The sequence below is a fragment of the Fulvivirga sp. AWR4_260 genome (genome assembly GCF_056158185.1).
Genome location: NZ_JBSWSU010000015.1, coordinates 3,331,672 through 3,350,676 on the forward strand (window position 1 = coordinate 3,331,672; position 19,005 = coordinate 3,350,676).

Consider the following 19,005-nt stretch of genomic DNA (forward strand, 5'->3'; position numbering starts at 1 on the left):
TGTGCTATTGTAGAGTATTTTTCACCCCGTTGTGGCATAATAAAGAACTATACTATTTATGTTGTACAATGTGGTCGCTATATCTTCTTGCCCTCCTACTTGCAAGCGTTAAAGCCACTCCGACTCCCACGCCAAACGAAAGCACAATATATAGACAAGTGTAGGTAAAATAAAAGCTACTGCCCACATGCGGAGCTAGTGAGAATATTAAGAATAACACACATGTAAATAATGCTAATCCCATAAACATCAAACCGAGCTTTTTCATAATATCGTAATTTAAATACGATAAAGTAACTGCATATTCCATACCACTAAAGCCAGTCAGCTATTGGGTTTAAACCCGCCTCGACAAAAACGTGACTACCAAAGCCATTAAAATAAGTACCACAAAAGAAGCTCTAAGATCAAACAGGCCTGCCACAAAACCGATCATAGGCGGCCCCACCAGAAAACCTAAAAAGCCTAATGTAGACACCGCTGCTAGGGCTATACCTGGAGACAATTGACTGGTTTTACCCGCTACACTGTACACCAAAGGAACTACAGAAGATACTCCCACACCTACCAGCAAGAAACCGATAACAGACATCATAAGGCTAGGAAATAAAATAGCAATTAAAAGGCCACACGCAGTAAACAGTCCACTGGTACGTAGCACCACCTTAAGTCCGAAATAATGAGTTAATCTATCTGCCATAAATCTGGTAGAAGCCATGGATATCATAAAAAAGGTATAGCCTATACCAACCTGTTCTTCCTTCACTTTCACAACTTTGTCTAGATAAATGCCACTCCAGTCAAACATGGCTCCTTCACAAATCATAGAACAGAATACTATTATGCCCAATACCCATAGCGCCTTATCAGGCCACGCAAATGTTGGTTTATCCTTTTCTTTTTGTGTATCACTTGCCGTTTCATTCAGCAAAAGCTTAGAGCTGACATAAAAACTAACCAATGCAAATAGCCATATATAAAGGTAGTGGATAGATGGAGTTACATCTAAAGCAATCATTAAAGCACCTATCCCGGCCCCTGCAAACCCCGCAAGACTCCACATACCATGAAAAGATGCCATAATATTTTTCTCATAGCGTTTTTCCAAAGCTACGGCCTGCGTATTTATAGCAATATTTAGCATGTTGCCTAATAAAGAAAATGTAAAGAGTGAAACAGGTAAAAGGTATAAATTTGGTGCAAAACCAATACCAACAAGTGCACATGCGTACAGCAAGCTCGAAATCTGAGCCACCCTTTTGCTTCCATACTTCGCTACAAGAAAACCACTGATAGGCAAGGAAACCATAGAGCCTACAGGGAGCGCCAACAACAAAGATCCAAGCGCCACATCAGAAAGTTGCAGTGCTTGTTGTATACTCGGTATTCTGGCTGCCCAACTGGAAAAGCAAAGACCATATCCAAAGAAAACCATAGATATAGCCCAGCGAATTTTAGTTAATTCTTTCACAATATTAATTGTACAGATAAGATTTTGCCTCTTGCCAATTATTCACCCTAACATCATAATTCAAATGGGAATTATGTCCTGCAGTGAAAAGAATACCTCTCCCCTTACAGTAGTTTAAGTTTTTCAAATGATCATCAATCATATAATCAGTATCAATGATACTTTTATCTCCACAGAACACAATCTGCTTCCAGTGAATAAACGGAAAATGCTCTGTTAGCCAAGCCTTCTTCTCTGACAATGACTGCGGAAATTCCATTGCTGCAGACACTATATAAACATCAAAATCATCATTCAACTGTTTTAATGCCTCTTTAGCTCCAGAAATAACTGGTGCACTTCTAAAAAAACCTTCTTTATAAAGCAATGCCCTCACTTTATCAAAATCAGGAAATGCTCTGCCCTCTTCCACGCCCTGCAATGCCTCATAAGGCACCCTAACTCCATACTCTTGTTCGTACCACGCTATCATATGACTTTCTATTCCCGCCAAAACATCATCCATATCCACTGCTATTGACTTCTTCATAAGATTAAATTTGTTTAAATCGTAATATTTCATAAAATTGCATAAAAAAGCAAATATTTGCAATAAAAAGCAAAATCATGTTAAAAGAAGAAAGGTTTGAGTTTATACTTAATAGACTTGCAGAGGAAAAGAAAGTGTTACTACCACAAATCAGTGAGGCTTTAAATGTTTCTATAGACACTATAAGAAGAGATATTAAGGAGCTAGATCTTAATGGAAAACTAAAAGCAGTGAGAGGAGGTGCCGTGCTTTATAGCCCTACTCCCATCGACTTTAAAGAGAGATTAGACCTTCAATTAAAAGAAAAACAAACCATTGCCAATAAAGCGCTTACACTAATTGAGCCTGGTCAGGTCGTTATTTTTGATGGGGGAACCACCACGTTAGCACTAGCAAAAGCACTACCTATTAACATCAATTTAACAGTAGTGACCAATAGTTTTCCCGTGGCTATTGCACTAACAAATCATACTAATATTGAAATTCTTTTTGCTGGCGGAAGGTTATTTAAGCACGCCCAAGTAACCACCGGGCACGATAGTATAGAATTTTTCAACAATATAAAGGCCAATGTTTGTGTTCTTGGCATATGCAGTATTCACTCTAAAGAAGGGATTACCGCCCCTAACTACGATGAAAGTCAGGTTAAAAAAGCGATGATAGCTTCTTCTCAATCCATCATCGCCTTATCGTCAATAGAAAAACTACAGACCATTGAACCTTACCATATCGCCTCTTGTGATCAACTAGATTATATCATTACTGACAAAATGGAAGAAAAGAAAACACAACCGTTTAAGTCCAAAGGAATTGAAATTATTTAAGCTTAAGTATTTTCTTTAGATCCTTTTTATCAATCTTCAATACTCCTGAAGCAGGCAAACGCTCGGTTAACACCCTCCAGTTATTATCAGCTTCAAAAATCTTCTTAAAAATGGGCAGTGCATCGTCCAATTTCCCATTATTAGCCAATGTAACAGCAGTCCAGTATTGCATTTCTAAATTATCAGGAAAAATAGACTGCGCCATACCATACTCCTGAAGAGCCAAAGTCATATCATTTACTTCTACAGCCAAATCACCATTATTCATATGCTCATAAGCTCTATGTACCTGCAGCAACCTTTTCAACTCTTTAATAGGCTCTTCATTATCATCTACTCGCAAATCAATCATTGTATCATTCCATTTCTCTTCTGTAGGCTTACCTTTAACCACTAGCAAGGCCGCAGATTGCTTGCCTCGAATATCTCCGCCAGCATTTTGGCCTGCTTCTAATGCTATCACTACCCTTTCTGCAAGCGGCAGCCCTTTACTTTTTTCAAAGGCCTCAGCCATTGCAGGCCACACCTCTTTATTCAGCATCATATTAGCCTGCACACTGTAGTTCTCCCCCTGGTAGTCTCCCGCGTATTTAATGCATTTTTTACCGGTATATGCTGCTATATTACCCTCGGCATCCAATATCGCCACCTGCCTCACATCCTTACCATCATCAGAGTTAATGAGCTTTTTAAGCGTCTTCTCAGCACTTTTCCCATCCTTCATCATCTCTAGTCCTCTAATTCCAAAACTCTTATTCGTAAATGATTGCGTAGCCACCACACCTACACCTGCCTCTGCCCAGCAAACACTTGTACCCACAGAAAACCAATGACTTTGAACACCCACAGCCATCTCTCCGGTATCCGGATCTCTAGCTATTATAGAAAATGTATGAGCTAACGGCTCCGACTGCTTAAACGCCTGAGAATAACAGGTAAAAGCAAAAAATATCAATAAACTAACGGTATAAAGTTTCTTCATTCTGAAAATGTTTTAAAATTGTAATATAGAAATTTGAGCAGAACTATTATCCACAAAGCATATATGCATATTAAAAAAAATATCTCCCTTAAGAAACTAAATACTTTCGGATTAGAGGCCACGGCCAGCACATTTATTGAGATAAACAGTATTGAAGACTTTAAGGAAGCATTACAAAATCATGAGGTTAAAAACTCCAAGTTATTGATCTTAGGTGGTGGCAGTAATATTTTACTCACGAAAGACTTTGATGGAGTAGTACTCAAAAATAATATTAAGGGCATAGAGGTTATCGATGAAACTGACGATGATGTGCTGGTAAAAGCCGGAGGTGGCGAAAATTGGCATAATTTCGTTGTACACTGCATCAGCCAAGGTTGGGCAGGCATTGAAAACCTATCGCTGATACCCGGCACTGTGGGCGCTGCTCCCATGCAAAACATAGGAGCATATGGAAGAGAAATCAAAGATGTTTTTGAATCTTTGAACGCCATTAACATCCAAACAGGTGAAATAAAAACATTCAACAATAAAGATTGTCATTTTGGCTACAGAGAAAGTGTGTTTAAAAATGTTCATAAAGATGAGTTTTTTATAGCCGAAGTAGTTTTTAAATTATCTAAAAGAAACCACAAACTATACCTTGAATATGGGGCTATTCAAAACACTTTAGAAGAACTAAAAATTAAAGACCCCAGCATAAAAGATGTTAGTGATGCCGTAATCGCTATCAGGCAAAGTAAGCTCCCCGACCCAAAAGAAATAGGAAACTCAGGAAGTTTCTTTAAAAACCCATCTATCAACAAGGTGGCATTTGAGTCATTAAAAGTAGATTACCCCAACATTCCCGGCTATGAGTTGCCCGAAAATCTGGTAAAAGTACCTGCCGGATGGTTGATAGAACAAGCCGGCTGGAAAGGCTATTCTAAAAACAACATTGGGGTACACGACAAGCAGGCCTTAGTACTCGTTAACCGTGGAGGTGGCAATGGAAAGGAAATTGCAGCACTCGCAGAAGAAATCAAACAATCTGTTATTAAAAAATTTGGCATTGAACTAAGCGCTGAGGTAAATTTCATATAAAAAAAGGGCTGAAATATCAGCCCTATATCATTTCTGTAGCGTGAGAAATACTCCCTTGATAACGCTCCACCAGTACTCCAAATTTTAACAAGAAGTCTACTCCTTCATCACTCTTTATGCCCTTGTACTCTGCGTAAGAATTTAAGTATATCACTTTATTTACACCCATGGTATAAATAATACGCGCACAAGCCAGACATGGCGCCAAGGTTACATATAATGTGGCTCCTTTTACCTCTGTTTTATTTTTCACCGCATAGAGCAAAGCATTTTGTTCAGCATGAATAGCCAAAGAACATCCTCCTTTAGAATCTCTAGGACACCCCTCTTCCGGCCATTCCAAATCACAGTTATGTGTGCCAGAAGGAGGCCCATTATAACCTATTGATATAATTCGCGTATCCTTAGTAAGCACAGCTCCAACATGGCGCTTGATACAATGCGATCTTTTGGCCAAATTCACCGCCAATTCCATGAATATATCGTCAAATTCTGGCTTTTTCATTATTTTGACTCACTATATAATTTAAGTAATTACTATTAGCTAATTAACTATGAAGACAAAACTAACTATCATATCACTTCTTTTAGTGTTTTTAAGTCTTTCTTTTTCTAGTAACGCCCAAGAAGCAATAATTCCCCGCCCAAGCCCATTGGCTGTTATTTCTATGAAATATAAAGACGCATATGTTAAAATAACTTACAGCCAGCCTCACAAAAAAGAAAGAAAAATATTTGGAGGCATTGTTCCTTTTGGTCAAATATGGAGAACAGGAGCAAATGAAGCCACTGAAATTACCACTACTAAGGACATAATAATACAAGATAGCATTTTACATGCTGGCACCTATAGCATTTTCACTATTCCTACACTCAACTCATGGACTATTATTTTCAATAAAGAGCTAGGCCAATGGGGGGCTTATAACTACAACCCTAATGCTGATGTGTTTAGAATAGATGTTCCTGTGAAACCCGTAAAGAAAGGAGTTATATGGGAGCCATTTACTATGGAGTTTAAGCAAAACAACGAAGCTGCAGAACTAACAATGATGTGGGATAAAACAAAAGTTAGTATACCCATAAAATTTGAAGAAAGCCACTAAAAAATAAAACCAAGCGAAATATTCGCTTGGTTTTATTTTTCGAAAACGATTTCATAAATCAGTCCAAAAACGAAGCTCTTTTTCTATATTAACCCTCGCCTGATTATCGTACCTTTTTTGAAACTCTGAAGTGCAATAAATTTTATCTCTCTCTAAAAAATGCTGTAACACTCGCCTCCTTCCATTTTTATATTCTCTGTCTGGGTATATAGAAAATTCCTTTCTTACAGCCTCTGCATATTCTTCATATACATTAGACTCTTGACCCAAGATGGCTAGATCAATATCATTAAACAGCATAATATCCTTATCACTGTCATCGTCATGCCCTTTTGTAGCTAATATAAAGCCCTCGCACGCATCAATAACCTTACTATCAATACCTAATGCCGTTAACCTTTCAATAGCCAGAAGAGCACTTTGAGCCTCATTATCACTACGACCAACGTCATATATAAAATCATGGTAAAATATGGCAAATCCAAAAGCTTCCCATTTACATATGTCCGCTTTAAATTCTAATGCCATCTCCTCCATAAAACGCAGATGGTCCAATGTGTGGTAAAATCTATTGCCAGAAGTATAATGCACTTCTATCTCATTCCAATACCTGTATGCTAAATCATAATCAGCAGCAGTATGTACGGCCAAATCATTCCATAAAGCCATTAATTTTTTCATAGCTATAAAAATATCAAATACAATATAGACTAGCTAGTACACTGATATTAAAATGATGAGCAAAGAGTAAAAGAGTAAATAATGTGAAATATAATCAGTTTTATTACATGATTTTTAAAAATTAAAAACACTCATTTAAGCATTTAAATCGATTTACTTAATTTTTTTATTATTTTTTTTAATAAAAAAGGTCACATGTACTATACATTCCGTATATATACAAAAGAAACAATAAAAGCTATGAAAGTTCAGTACATCAAAAGCATCATGACAATATTAGTAGAAGCAGGTATCATCGAAAATGATAGTACAATTTTCGATACTTACTATGAGTTATCATTGAAGGAATTGGCAGTAGCGCACAAAAATGTGTACTCTACATTTATGAGAAAAGCTTAAATGTGCTGAAAAGAGGGAGTCTCCTCTTTTCTGAATATTCTGAAGGTAGAAAGATCGGTGTTAAACTTTGACTTATGCTCTACAGGAAGCATAGAGTCATAATAGCCAAGAATTAAATAGCCTCCAGGTTTGAGGCTATCATAAAACTGAGAAAGTAATCTGTCTTTAGATTTCTGATCGAAATAGATTAGGACATTCCTAATAAATATAAAATCATAAGACCCCAGAAAAGGATCTGTGATAAGGTTGTGATAGTTAAACCTTACATTTTTTAGCAGATCCTTATTCATTACAATATGCTTCTCTTCCGCTGTGTAATATTTAGAGAAGTTGCCAAATAAGCTATACTGCTTGTAATTTTTTTCATATTCAATCATCTTCACCTTATGATACCTCCCAGCCTTTGCTACTTCCATAGCGGTTTGGTTCATATCAGAGGCAAAAACATTGACATTATCTAACAAGCCTAAATCGGTAAGTAATATAGCTAAGGTATACACCTCCTCACCGGTTGAGCAGCCCGCACTCCATATGTCAAATTTCTCTTTAGGAAAGCGAGAAAGTATTTTCTTTAATTCACTCCATACATTAGGGTCTCTAAACATAGAAGTAAGCCCAACGCTTATTTCATCCATGAATTTATAAATTAGCCTCCTATCCCGGAGCATCATTATCCATAACTCATGAATACTACTACATTTAAATACATGCAACACTCTATTGATCCTTCGCTGAAGCGACTGAGGCTCGTAGCAAGTAAAATCGAGTCCGTATTTTTGGAATAGAACTTCAGTAAATGAATCAACTTCTGCTTTGGTAATGTTCATGTATTATACCTTTTCAACCACCACCCTATCAATCATAATCACAACCACCTTATACATCTTTTCTTCCAAGTCAAATATAGTACTAAAGGTAGTTCTATATGGGTGGGTTTTACCGTCAGAATATTCGTAAATGAAATTGCACTCCACAAAGTCTTGAGTTAAAACATTGCTTTTGATTTTCTGAAATTCACTTTTTGATTCATGACTCAAAAACTCTATAAATGGCTTCTTTCTCAGCTCCAGCCTTTTGTATCCAAAGTCGGCAAAAAATAACTGATTGCCTGTCTTGAAAGTAAGGTCTGGATTGAGCTCTAAAATTGGAGTTGTATTTTTTAAGGCATTTACCGTGCCCATTAAATCTTTTTGTTTTTCCTTTTCTTGAGTATTGAACTGCGCATACATCATAATTTTATACGGATGCCCCTCTATATCCTTAATAGGGTTAAACGTTCCTATTAACCACAGTTCTTTCCGCTGGTCATCCATAAACTTAAACTCCCCACTAAAGAATTTGCCATCTCTCAAGTTATTCCACATCAACTCGGTTTGTGGCTTCAATATATCGGTTGGAGGAATGATGTCAGAATAGTGTAGTCTTGGTGTCTTCTCTAAGTCTATTCCTGTTATACTATTGAATATATCATTAGATTTTTTAATATATCCATTTAAATCAAACTCTACGGCCGCAATAGTTTTATTTATAGCTTCCATCTGATATTCCAACTCTATTTCCTGACGCTGCTTTTCAACTTCTAGTAACTTCTGTTGTGTAATGTCAGTTACAAATTTCACTATCTTATACAGCTCACCCTTAATATTATAAATAGGATTATAGATGCCTTTTAGCCATACCACACGGCCATCACGTTTTATTCGTTGAAATTCACCTTCAATAAATTTACCCGTTCTTAATGTCGCCCAAAACTCCTTATATTCTTCAGATTGACGCTCTTCCTTTTTTACCAGCATACGATGATGCTGCCCTATCACATCTTCTTTCTGATATTCAAAAATTTTGAGGAAATTTTCGTTCACATCTAACAGTACACCTTCAGGAGATAGTTCTACAATAGCATTGGACTTACTTATAGCCTGAAGCTTATAACTAAAATCAAGAGATCTTTTCTTAGTCTCGGTAATATCTGCCTGGATGGCTATATAACGTGTAACATTTCCTTCATTATCTAATACCGGATTTATAGCCATAGAAATCCAATAACTATCCCCTTGATGAGTAAAATTCATTATTTCTTCATAAGCTGGCTTTTTCTGCTCTAAATTTTCTCTCAGCCTGATTATAGCCTCCTGATTATTCGCCTCATCATATACAATTTCAGAAGACGTCTTGCCTATTACCTCTTCCATGCTATACCCACTCATATCACAATACCCCCTATTCACATAATCTATAACACCATCTTTATCCATAATAATTACGGCATTGTCAGTATTATCTGCCACCAAAGAGAGCTTTTCAAATTCCATTTCCTGAAGCTTTCTTTTCGTAACATCTCTCACTAAGGCTAGTATTTTATTTGTATTACCATTCTGATCTCTTATCGGGCTAAAGGAGATAGAAAGCCATTTCACGCGCCCCCTTTTTGCGGTTAATTGATAATGGCTAGCCTGAAGGTGGTCTGCCAGTATGCGATTAAGAAAATCTGCATTAGCATCCTCCATGCCAATCAAATTTTTATAATCTTTATTTCGGAGTTCTAAATCCTCTACCCCCATAAAACCTTTAAGCATGTCATTAGCACTAATAAACCGTCCCTGAGTATCTAGTTCGGCTATGCCCATGACATTACTAATGGCGGTAACTACTCCATCGAGCTCACTTTGCTTTCTACTCATCTCCTCTTGGGTAGCAGTCAGCTCTTCCATATTTTGGCGCATCTCCTCTTCTCGTACTTTTAAACTTTGTGCCAGTTGCTGCGACTCATTCAAAAGTTTTTTGGTTCTTTCGTTTGTATCTACCGATGAAAAGACGGAGGCGATGTGCTCTGAGAGAAGCTCTAGAAAGTGAACTTTATATTTTTCCAAGGGCTTAAATGCAGCCAGCTCCAAAACTCCATAAACCCGATCATTAATAATTAGTGGTAGCATTACAAGGTTATTAGCCGTAGCCTCTCCCAAGCCAGAAGTGATATTAACGTACCCTTCGGGCACTTCTGTAAGATAGATAGTCTCTTTTTCTAAAAAGCATTGACCTATCAAACCTTGCCCTATTTCTACTCGTTTTTCCCTAATTCGTTTTTTATTATATGCGTAGCAAGCTGTCATCAATAAGTATTCGTCATTTTCATCAGACTGGTGAATAAAAATGGCTCCTTGATTGGCCTGCACATACCTACATAAATGTTTTATAATATCATCAGAAAGCTGACTGAGATCTTTATCATGAGACCTGAGCAATTCACTAAATTTTGCTAACCCTTCTACTCTCCAATTCCGCTTTTGCTCTTCCTCATTGTATTTTTTAATTTCAAGATCGGCTTTTAACAAAGCTTGAGAAAGCTCATCCTCTTCACTAAGCTGCTTAAACTCCCGCTCTCCTTCCTTTCCTAAATCTGTAATTAAGATAGAAGCTTCGTGCATACCATCTTTCATATGCTTAAATTCATTCAGCATATCATCTAGAGCCATTAAGCCTCTTCCGTGAAATTTGGTTTTCTTTTCTAAATTTTTCTGAAAACTATATTTTTTATAACCGCAAAAGCATCCTGCAGCCAAGATCATCCCTGACGTAATCCAAGGATCATTCACATAAAAAGTTACAATTATAGTTGCGGCTATTGCCAAAAAGCCAAAAATATAGTCAGCAGATACCCTCATATTTATAGGACTTTGTTTTGTTTAGCTACACATTCCTTTATTCTTTCCACAAAACTTTTAGTAAGTTTCCACACAAATTGGGGGCGTAACTTAGAATTGTTTTCGGATATAAATTCAGTGTCAGCTAACATAAAATACTCATTTCCAGACTCCAATCCTTTAAAATCATTAACTATTTTATTCCTAATTTCAAATTGATTGGTATAATATAGAATAGGCACATCGCCATAGATCATAGCATTGGTATAGTTAGAGAATTCTGTAATTACCGCTGCAGACAGAATATTGTCCAACTCTTTTAAAATAGCCTCCGTTTCCTCTTTCTTCTCTTCCTCTGTTTGCTCTTCAGAAACACAAGCATTATAAATAGCCTCTGCCTCCGATCTATTGATTAGTAAATAACTTTTACCCGAAAGCTCTCCCATAATAGAAGTAGTAACAACTACCAGATCATCACTTGACTTTAAATTTTTCAGTATTTTCCAATCATTACTTGATACCTCAATTCTGGTTGGCTTTATAGAAATTTGTTCGTTGGTCATTACAGAAAAAGATGCAGCAGCTTTTCTATAACCTTGATTTAACAACTGAACAGCAATATTCTTCTCATCAGAACTTAAATTTGACATGCTTACAACACTTTATGGTTTTTCAAACTTGCATTAAATATTAAATTGCTAATGGCAGCAATATTAAGTACAGGGCACACATTGCCATTACCTAATATGGTTACTCCACTTATGATTTTCACTCTGTCCAGAGGTTTCATCAGCGGCTTTTCCACAATTTCTTTCTGTTGAAGTAGCTTATCTACCACCAACCCTATAGTTCTTCCATTATAACTCACTATCACTACATCCAACTGGTCTTCTGGATGCAGATCATCAAAACTTAACTGTAAAATTTTATGAGCGTTAATATTATCCTCTGGCTTAAGCGAGAACAAGTCCTTAAGAAAAACTACAGAAATTGTTTTACCCAAGTATGTGCTTACTAACCCATTACTAAGTTTATGAAGATCACTTTTGTAGAGTGAGACCACGGCCTCGGTGTAAGACAATGGAATGGCGTAAGTTTGCTGTTGCAGATTAAACAGAAGTGTGCCTTTTACTGCCATTGAAGAAGGTAATTTTAAGTAAATCACAGAACCTTCATTATCCTCTGTTTCTACCCGTATGGTCCCCCCAATAGAGTCTGTAGCCCTCTTTACCACATCCATCCCCACGCCTCTGCCACTAAGTTCTGTTACCTGCTCTCTGGTAGAGAAACCAGGTTCAAAAATCAGCATCAGCACCTCCTCTTTATTAAGCATGGGTAACATTTCTTTTTGTACCAGCCCACTTTTAAGAGCTTTAGCTTTTACTTGCTCTACATTAATTCCTTTTCCATTGTCTCTAATCTCTATAATAACTCCATCGTTATCATTGCGAGCACTCAGGGTTACCACTCCCTCTTCCTTCTTTCCTAGTTCCTTTCTTTCTTCAGGGCTTTCAATACCATGACTCACGGCATTACGGATCAAGTGTATCAATGAGTCACTGATAATCTGAAGGATATTTCTATCAATTTCAGTATCGACTCCCTTTAACTCTAATCGAGCCTTTTTACCTTCAAGTGCGGCTGCATCTCTTACCACTCGATGAAATTTATTAAAAAGGAAGCCCACCTGCACCAGCCTAACATCCATTACAGAATACTGAAGGTCTGATGAAATTCTGTTTAACCTTGAGTATTCATTTGCTCCTGCTTCATTGCCATTAAGTGCGATTATCCTATCACGCTCAATAATTAACTCGCCTACTAAATTTAGAAGGTTATCTAGTTTTCTTACTGGCACTTGCACCAAATCAGAAATTACAATAGTGGGAACACTTTCCTCTTCTACTTCTTCGTCTTCTGCCGCATCCATGTGCAAATACTCTTCTATCAGAGACTGAGAAGCGACATCGGGAGATTCTACATCAAATGCTTTATCATTACTTTCATCTATAAATATAGTACTCTCAGTTATGGGGTCATCAGTAGGAACACTTTCTTCATTGTCCTTTTTTGACCTTTTTATTAAGACCTCTAATTTGGTCTTAATTCCTTTATACTGAACCTTGTCCCCTGTTTTAATAGAGTTTAATAAAGCACCTAGCACATCCACTGCCTTAAATAAGGCCGTAAAGATTTCGCTATTCAAATCCAGATTGTTATTTCGCACTTCGCCAAATAAATCTTCCATCACATGTGCCAACGAACTAATGCCATCAAACCCCATAGCTGTGGCATTACCTTTCATTGTATGAGTTATCCTAAAAAGAACATTAATCAAACTCTGGTCTTCTGGTTTCTTTTCTAGCTGAGTAAGTACTTTATTAATTTCTTCAAAATTCTCAAGAGCCTCAGCAAAAAAGATTTCTCTATATTCATCTTCTTTTGACTGCATTATATCCGTTGTTTTTCAGTAAAACAATTTGTTACAAATTCAGCAATATCTTCAATGTTTAATGCGAGGTCTACCACACCTGCATCTACTGCTGCCTTGGGCATGCCATAAACCACACAAGTGGCTTCACTCTGAGCCACTATTTTGGCTCCATACTTCTTCATTTCTACAAGACCTGCGGTACCATCCTTGCCCATACCGGTCATAATAATACCTAAAGCTCTTTCTCTATAAACCGTACCTATAGAATCGAATAAACAATCAATAGATGGATCATTAAATTCCTTAAATTCTTTAGCTGTTTGTCCAAATACTACAGCATTTCTGCCTAGATCCATTCTTACCTCAGTATTTCTATCTCCAGGACAAACGTATATTACTCCCGGCATAAGCGACTCTCCAGTTTCAGCCACTTGTACCCTCAATCCTGAGATATTATTTAACCTATCAGCAAAGGACTCAATAAACCTGGGCGGCATGTGCTGCGCAATAACTACGGGTACAGGGAAGCTTTCTGGTATTCCTTTCAAAAAGCATTCGATTGCGCTAGGTCCACCAGTAGAAGCTCCTACCACTATTACATCATAAGGTAGCCGATCTAAAAAAAGAATATTTGAAGGTTGCTGGCGGAGAGGCTTAGCATTACTTATGAGCGTATTAGTATTTACCTGAGTAGCGGTTTTCACTAAATTGATCAGAGGCTTATTAAACCCCAAACCTCTAGGGCTTCTTGGTTTATCAATAAATTCAAAAGCTCCGGACTCTAGTGCTTCAAATATTTGAGTGTTTTGTCTCTCAAGAGAACTTAGCACTATGATAGGCACAGGACATTGAGCCATAGCATGTTTTACGAGGAAAAGACCATCATAATCTGGCATTACCATGTCGGTAATTACCACATCAGGACGCAGTTCTTTTATCAGCCTTAGTCCGTCCGAGCCATTTTTTGCTGAGCCAACAACCTTGATGTTCCCGTCTGACCTAAGTACATCCGAAATCCTTATGCGCATCAACCCAGAATCATCTACTACAAGAGCTTTTATCATGAATTCAGGTTTTAGCGATAGCGGCCACTAATTGTTCACTGGTAAATGGCTTTACCAAATAATCAACTGCACCTAAAGAGATCCCTTCATTTACTACAGATTCTTGCCCTACAGCACTAATCATTATGACTTTAGAAGGAAGCCCCTCTTCTTTGTATACTTTTAAAATATCAGTGCCAATCATATCAGGCAGTATGTTATCGAGGGTAATAATATCTGGCATTAATTCAAAAGCCATATCTATAGCTTCTTCTCCATTAGCCGCCTGCCCAATTACGGTATATCCGTTCGCTTCCATGGCATCTTTTATGATCTTTCGCATATAAAGCGAATCATCAACGATCAGTACATTTTTAGACATGATTCCGTTAGTTAAGTAAATAATAAATCAATATCATGATACAATCTGTGAAACGGTATTAATGTCCGCCTCTCCCAACACTTTGAATGTATCAATTAGTATAATCAGCCTGTTATCTCTCTTTACTATACCTTTTATATAGTTCTGCTCCATAGCTGAATCGTGGATAACGTTTACTGATTCTTCAATATCAGTATCTAACACAGATAAGGTATTGGGTACTTCTTTCACCAACACGCCTATTTTATATTCATCACTTTCTATTACTAAAGTGAAATTTTTAGAACTTAAATCGATTGTGGGTTTTAAGCCAAACTTTTTCTCCAGATCTAGTACCGCAATGATATTTCCGCGTATGTTAGAAACGCCTTTAACATACTCTGGTGTTTGTGGCATTTTGGTGATATTAGGCGTTATTACTACCTCTTTTATCTGATCTATATTAATGGCATACTCTTCTTCTCCTTGTTTAAATACAATGAGTTGCATGGCCTCTCCCTTAACCTCTTCCTTTTCAGCCTCGCTTAATCCCGATCTTGTTTTATCGTCCTGTAATGTTTCCATAATTTTTCAGTTTGAATTTATTAACTCGTTGTTTAAGCTCAGTAGAGATTTGAGTAAGCTGGCTACTGGCCGCTGACACTTCTTCCATACCACTATTTAGAGAAGATGATGAGGTTGCAATTTCTTCTGTTCCTGCAGCCGTTTCTTCAGCCACCACCACAATTTGTTCTATATTCTTTACTACTATATCAATACTGTTTTTCTGGATACCACTTGCATCTTTTATTGATTTGCTCAGCTCCAATGTCTCGCTAGAAGATTCAGAAATCTCCTCAAAGATTTTCTCTGCTTCTTTAGTTGCTCCACTACCATCTTGCACACTTACTGTCATGGTGTCTATTGCCTTAGATGCGGATTGCGTATCTTTTTGAACATCGGCTATGATTTTTTCTATATCAATAGCTGATTTTCTCGAGCCTTCGGCAAGTTTTCTAATTTCCTCTGCTACTACAGCGAAGCCACGCCCAGCTTCACCAGCCCTAGCCGCTTCAATAGCTGCATTAAGCGCTAATAAATTGGTCTGAGCCGCGATATCCGTTATTACATTGAGTGTTCTGGCTATTTCTTCAGCTCTTTCGGTAAGCACCTTTATAGATTGAGAAGTTAAACTGGCAGATTCATTAATACCTGACATGTTAGAAACCAGATTTCTTATAATCTTAATTCCTTCATCACAGCTATTTACTCCCCTTTCTGCTGCTTTATATATGATATCAGATTTATCTTCCATGTCTGTAGCTGAGCTTAAAACTTGCTCTGCCATTTTTGAGGATTCATCTGTTTTCTGAGCCTGATCCTGTGCTCCTTTGGCCATTTGAGAAATAGCAGAAGCCATCTCTGCAGTATTATTTTTCATTCCATCAGTTCTCTGCTTCATGTTATCTGCTGAGCCAGCCACCTGTTTAGCACTGTCTTCTATGGTTCCTAGCAAACTGCCAAGATTTTCGATAGCCACGTTGAGGGCCTCACCCATTTCACGAACATACCCCTGAGCAGAACTTTTAAACTCTTGGGTAAGATCTCCTTGAGCCATATTTCCAATGATTTTACTTACCTCCATCACAGGAATTTTAACTTCAGAAATATCTGCCGCTATTTTAATTATTTTCACCACTAGCCCATCTTCGTCTTTTACCGGAGTATAAGCGGCCTGAAGCCATATTTCGCTACCATCTTTTGCTACTCGTTTATACTCCCCTCTTTGGACTTTACCATTGGCCAAATCTTTCCAGAAGCGAGCGTATTCTGCCGAGTTACCATATTCAGGTTCACAAAACATTCTATGATGCTGGCCTACTACTTCGTCTGCCTGACTATACCCCATAGTCCTCAATAGGTTTTTATTTGCATGGAGAATCTTACCAGTAACATCAAACTCTAACGAAGCCCACCCTGAGTCTACAGCCTCCTGCATATGCTCACCTTTCAACCTACCTGCTACCATGTCCGTAATGTTCGAAGCAATCTTAATTACCTTTACTATTTCGCCATTTACGTCTTCAACAGGTGTGTAAGAAGCATTTATATATATTTCATTTCCTTCAGCGGTTATCCTTTTAAATTCCCCTGTCTGAACCTTGCCATTAGCGAGGTCTCTCCAAAATCTTTTGTATTCTTGTGTAGCTATATATTCAGGATCACAAAACGTCTTATGATGCTGCCCTACTACATCCTTTAAAGAACTGTATTCAAATGCTTCAAGAAAATTAACATTAGCATTAATTACCGTACCATCAGGCTCAAATTCTATACATACCCAAGCAGTGTCTACTGATGATTTAAGCTGTTCCATTTCAACCTGCCTCCTTTGCATTTCTTCTTGGGTAGCAGCAAGTTCTTCCATATTCTGCCTAAGTTCCTCTTCCTGAGCCATAGATTCTTCAAGCTGTTCCTCCACCTGTGCTTCAAGTGCTTTTTTGGCCGAAATATCTTGTACGAATGAAGTGTATATCTTTTCCCCGTTGCTAATGCTCTCACTTAGTGTAAACCACACGTCAATTAGTGATCCATCTTTATGTGTTATTTTTGATTCTTGTGAAGATCCCACCAATTGATCTAAGTCTGTAGTAGTAGCTTCGGGCACTTCTTCACCCTCTTCATCACTGGCCAATTGATCTTCCTCTGCAGCTGGAGCCAATATACTGCTATCCGCCCCTATTATTTCATCTCTGGAATACCCCCATAACTCTTCAGCAGCTTTATTGAAATAAACAATTTTACTGTGCTCATCAGTCATAACGATGCTCAACACCGCACCTTCCATAACTTGTAAAACATCAACTTTTTCTAAACCCGTAGTACCTTCGGATTGCTTTGCAGATTTTGCTTCACCATTTTGAGTTGCTTCGGTGGTTACTTTTTCTTTCACCGTACTTTTTGAGACTGCCATAATATGTGTGTTAGTGTAGGATAGTTTTAATTAAATAATATTAAAAGCTGTGACTTTAAAGCAATTGTTATATTTGAGAACCAATCAAGATAAGTCAATAGCCTCTTATATAAATTACATTTATTTTCAACCTTACCAAAGGTATTTCCATTAAATTTGGTATTCAATCGGAAGTCTTTTGTATTTTACTAAGTAGTAATTACTCTTAAAATTCAGGGGTAGTACTGAAGGAGTAGTAAGGGATAACCCTTACTTTTAAAAGGGTATTTATGTATTTAAGGAATTATTTTTCTAAGGAAATTATCACGATATGCACATTAAGATGGCACTTATTCAACCTATAAAGGAATATTTTTAGTTCACATGGATTTGGGGCTCTCCTAATATGACAATATTCTGATTATTACTGACTCAAAATTTATAGTAGTTATAGGCCATGAAAAGTCGTACAGTAAAACCCTTAAAAGTTGAAGTTTGTATGAGTCACGAGCCACTAATAAGTAAAAAGTACTGTGTATTACATATTACTGAAAATCAAATCTGTATAATTTGAACCTTCATGTAAAGCAAGAAGATTTTGGCAACTCCAAAAGTTGGTTAAAAACCTTTTTTAACAAGCAGCCCCTCAGCGTTATAACATGATTTTGCTTATTATCAAACGATACTTTAGCCAGGCATTATAAGCATAAAATACTCGCAGCAGATAATAAAGAACATGAAGATACCCAACGTGAGCTTGGAATCAAGCGTACTTGTAGTAAAGGTATAAAGCAATAATACTATGAAAAATAATGGTATGGCAAATTGAAGAATGATGTAAACATTATCCATATTATGATAAAGTTTGTATTTGCCAAAGACATTTTCTACCATCAGCCCCATGGGCATTTCAAATAATTTAGTAAGCTGTATATCAATAAAACCGTCATTAGAAATGTATTGCTCTACTATTTCCTTCTCCACCTCAATAGTAAAGTTTTCAAAGTAAACCACATCAGCTTCATACTTACCTCCAATTATAGACTTATGAATTGTATAAACCTTTTCGTGGCTTATTTTCCTTGGCAAGAAATAATCGAATACCAGCAGAATATTAAAAACTAAGGCTATTACCATTCCATAATTGATTCCTTTCAGGAATTTAGCCATTAATGCCTGTTGCATTTTAGCCTCTTCTTTAGCCCTTTTTCTGGCTTTTTCTTGTGCCTGTCTTCTCCATTTCTCATACTCGGCTATTGTGGGATCATAATCATAAGACACATTTTCTAAGTGAGGCCTAGGGCCTACTTTACTTAAAAAATTATATGCCTCAGTTATTGCAATAAACTTTTCCTTAGCATCGGGACTGCTATTAATATCTGGGTGGTATATTTTGGATAACCTACGATATGCGAGTTTTACTTCCTTTTGGGTGGCCCCAGGTTTCAAACCTAAAATATCGAGATAATGGTTATTCATTTTAAAAAAATCTAAAAAT

19 protein-coding genes are annotated in these 19,005 nt (G+C 37.2%); 4 read left to right on the forward strand and 15 right to left on the reverse strand.

Going from position 1 to position 19,005, the window contains the following annotated elements:
• Positions 1-52: 52 nt before the first annotated feature.
• The 3 genes from ACXACQ_RS20335 to ACXACQ_RS20345 form a co-directional block, all read right to left on the reverse strand.
• Complete coding sequence (locus ACXACQ_RS20335) at positions 53-268, reverse strand: hypothetical protein (RefSeq protein ID WP_474977830.1); 216 nt, start codon at positions 266-268, stop codon at positions 53-55.
• Positions 269-337: 69 nt separating this feature from the next.
• Positions 338-1,471, reverse strand: a complete 1,134-nt coding sequence (locus tag ACXACQ_RS20340; protein WP_474977831.1) for an MFS transporter — start codon at positions 1,469-1,471, stop codon at positions 338-340.
• A 4-nt stretch (positions 1,472-1,475) separates the two neighbouring features.
• On the reverse strand, positions 1,476-2,000 hold the full coding sequence (locus tag ACXACQ_RS20345; RefSeq protein ID WP_474977832.1) for a 5' nucleotidase, NT5C type: 525 nt from the start codon (positions 1,998-2,000) through the stop codon (positions 1,476-1,478).
• Positions 2,001-2,077: 77 nt separating this feature from the next.
• Between ACXACQ_RS20345 and ACXACQ_RS20350 the strand changes: the two genes are divergently transcribed.
• Complete coding sequence (locus ACXACQ_RS20350; protein WP_474977833.1) at positions 2,078-2,824, forward strand: DeoR/GlpR family DNA-binding transcription regulator; 747 nt, start codon at positions 2,078-2,080, stop codon at positions 2,822-2,824.
• Here the strand turns inward: ACXACQ_RS20350 and ACXACQ_RS20355 are convergent.
• Complete coding sequence (locus tag ACXACQ_RS20355) at positions 2,817-3,806, reverse strand: DUF1028 domain-containing protein (protein WP_474977834.1); 990 nt, start codon at positions 3,804-3,806, stop codon at positions 2,817-2,819. The genes ACXACQ_RS20350 and ACXACQ_RS20355 overlap by 8 nt on opposite strands.
• 63 nt (positions 3,807-3,869) lie before the next feature.
• Between ACXACQ_RS20355 and murB the strand changes: the two genes are divergently transcribed.
• On the forward strand, positions 3,870-4,889 hold the full coding sequence (gene murB / locus ACXACQ_RS20360) for a UDP-N-acetylmuramate dehydrogenase (protein WP_474977835.1): 1,020 nt from the start codon (positions 3,870-3,872) through the stop codon (positions 4,887-4,889).
• A gap of 22 nt (positions 4,890-4,911) precedes the next feature.
• Here the strand turns inward: murB and ACXACQ_RS20365 are convergent, their stop codons facing one another.
• Positions 4,912-5,394, reverse strand: coding sequence for a deoxycytidylate deaminase (locus ACXACQ_RS20365; protein ID WP_474977836.1), 483 nt, complete (start codon positions 5,392-5,394; stop codon positions 4,912-4,914).
• A 49-nt stretch (positions 5,395-5,443) separates the two neighbouring features.
• Between ACXACQ_RS20365 and ACXACQ_RS20370 the strand changes: the two genes are divergently transcribed.
• Positions 5,444-5,995: a DUF2911 domain-containing protein gene (locus ACXACQ_RS20370; RefSeq protein WP_474977837.1), complete on the forward strand. Its 552-nt coding sequence runs from the start codon at positions 5,444-5,446 to the stop codon at positions 5,993-5,995.
• Between the two features lie 51 nt (positions 5,996-6,046).
• Here the strand turns inward: ACXACQ_RS20370 and ACXACQ_RS20375 are convergent, their stop codons facing one another.
• A complete protein-coding gene (locus ACXACQ_RS20375; RefSeq protein ID WP_474977838.1) occupies positions 6,047-6,676 on the reverse strand; it encodes an HD domain-containing protein in 630 nt (209 codons plus the stop codon).
• Positions 6,677-6,871: 195 nt separating this feature from the next.
• On the opposite strand from ACXACQ_RS20375, the gene ACXACQ_RS20380 reads away from it, so the two are divergent.
• The gene (locus ACXACQ_RS20380; protein WP_474977839.1) at positions 6,872-7,075 is read left to right on the forward strand and encodes a hypothetical protein; all 204 of its coding nucleotides are present in this window, start codon (positions 6,872-6,874) and stop codon (positions 7,073-7,075) included.
• Here the strand turns inward: ACXACQ_RS20380 and ACXACQ_RS20385 are convergent.
• The 9 genes from ACXACQ_RS20385 to ACXACQ_RS20425 form a co-directional block, all read right to left on the reverse strand.
• On the reverse strand, positions 7,072-7,902 hold the full coding sequence (locus ACXACQ_RS20385; protein WP_474977840.1) for a CheR family methyltransferase: 831 nt from the start codon (positions 7,900-7,902) through the stop codon (positions 7,072-7,074). The genes ACXACQ_RS20380 and ACXACQ_RS20385 overlap by 4 nt on opposite strands.
• A gap of 3 nt (positions 7,903-7,905) precedes the next feature.
• Positions 7,906-10,737 carry a PAS domain S-box protein gene (locus ACXACQ_RS20390; protein ID WP_474977841.1) on the reverse strand — a complete coding sequence of 944 codons (2,832 nt, stop codon included), beginning with the start codon at positions 10,735-10,737 and terminating at the stop codon, positions 7,906-7,908.
• Positions 10,738-10,739: 2 nt separating this feature from the next.
• Positions 10,740-11,366 carry a hypothetical protein gene (locus ACXACQ_RS20395; RefSeq protein ID WP_474977842.1) on the reverse strand — a complete coding sequence of 209 codons (627 nt, stop codon included), beginning with the start codon at positions 11,364-11,366 and terminating at the stop codon, positions 10,740-10,742.
• Positions 11,367-11,368: 2 nt separating this feature from the next.
• Positions 11,369-13,168, reverse strand: a complete 1,800-nt coding sequence (locus tag ACXACQ_RS20400) for a chemotaxis protein CheA (RefSeq protein ID WP_474977843.1) — start codon at positions 13,166-13,168, stop codon at positions 11,369-11,371.
• Positions 13,168-14,214, reverse strand: a complete 1,047-nt coding sequence (gene cheB / locus ACXACQ_RS20405; RefSeq protein ID WP_474977844.1) for a chemotaxis-specific protein-glutamate methyltransferase CheB — start codon at positions 14,212-14,214, stop codon at positions 13,168-13,170. Before cheB ends, ACXACQ_RS20400 begins: the two co-directional genes overlap by 1 nt.
• A gap of 4 nt (positions 14,215-14,218) precedes the next feature.
• Entirely contained in the window at positions 14,219-14,575 is a 357-nt protein-coding gene (locus ACXACQ_RS20410; RefSeq protein ID WP_474977845.1) for a response regulator, read from the reverse strand.
• Positions 14,576-14,608: 33 nt separating this feature from the next.
• Complete coding sequence (locus ACXACQ_RS20415) at positions 14,609-15,139, reverse strand: chemotaxis protein CheW (RefSeq protein WP_474977846.1); 531 nt, start codon at positions 15,137-15,139, stop codon at positions 14,609-14,611.
• On the reverse strand, positions 15,117-17,528 hold the full coding sequence (locus ACXACQ_RS20420) for a methyl-accepting chemotaxis protein (protein WP_474977847.1): 2,412 nt from the start codon (positions 17,526-17,528) through the stop codon (positions 15,117-15,119). The genes ACXACQ_RS20415 and ACXACQ_RS20420 overlap by 23 nt, the downstream gene beginning before the upstream one ends.
• 666 nt (positions 17,529-18,194) lie before the next feature.
• Complete coding sequence (locus tag ACXACQ_RS20425; RefSeq protein ID WP_474977848.1) at positions 18,195-18,986, reverse strand: J domain-containing protein; 792 nt, start codon at positions 18,984-18,986, stop codon at positions 18,195-18,197.
• Positions 18,987-19,005 lie beyond the last annotated feature (19 nt).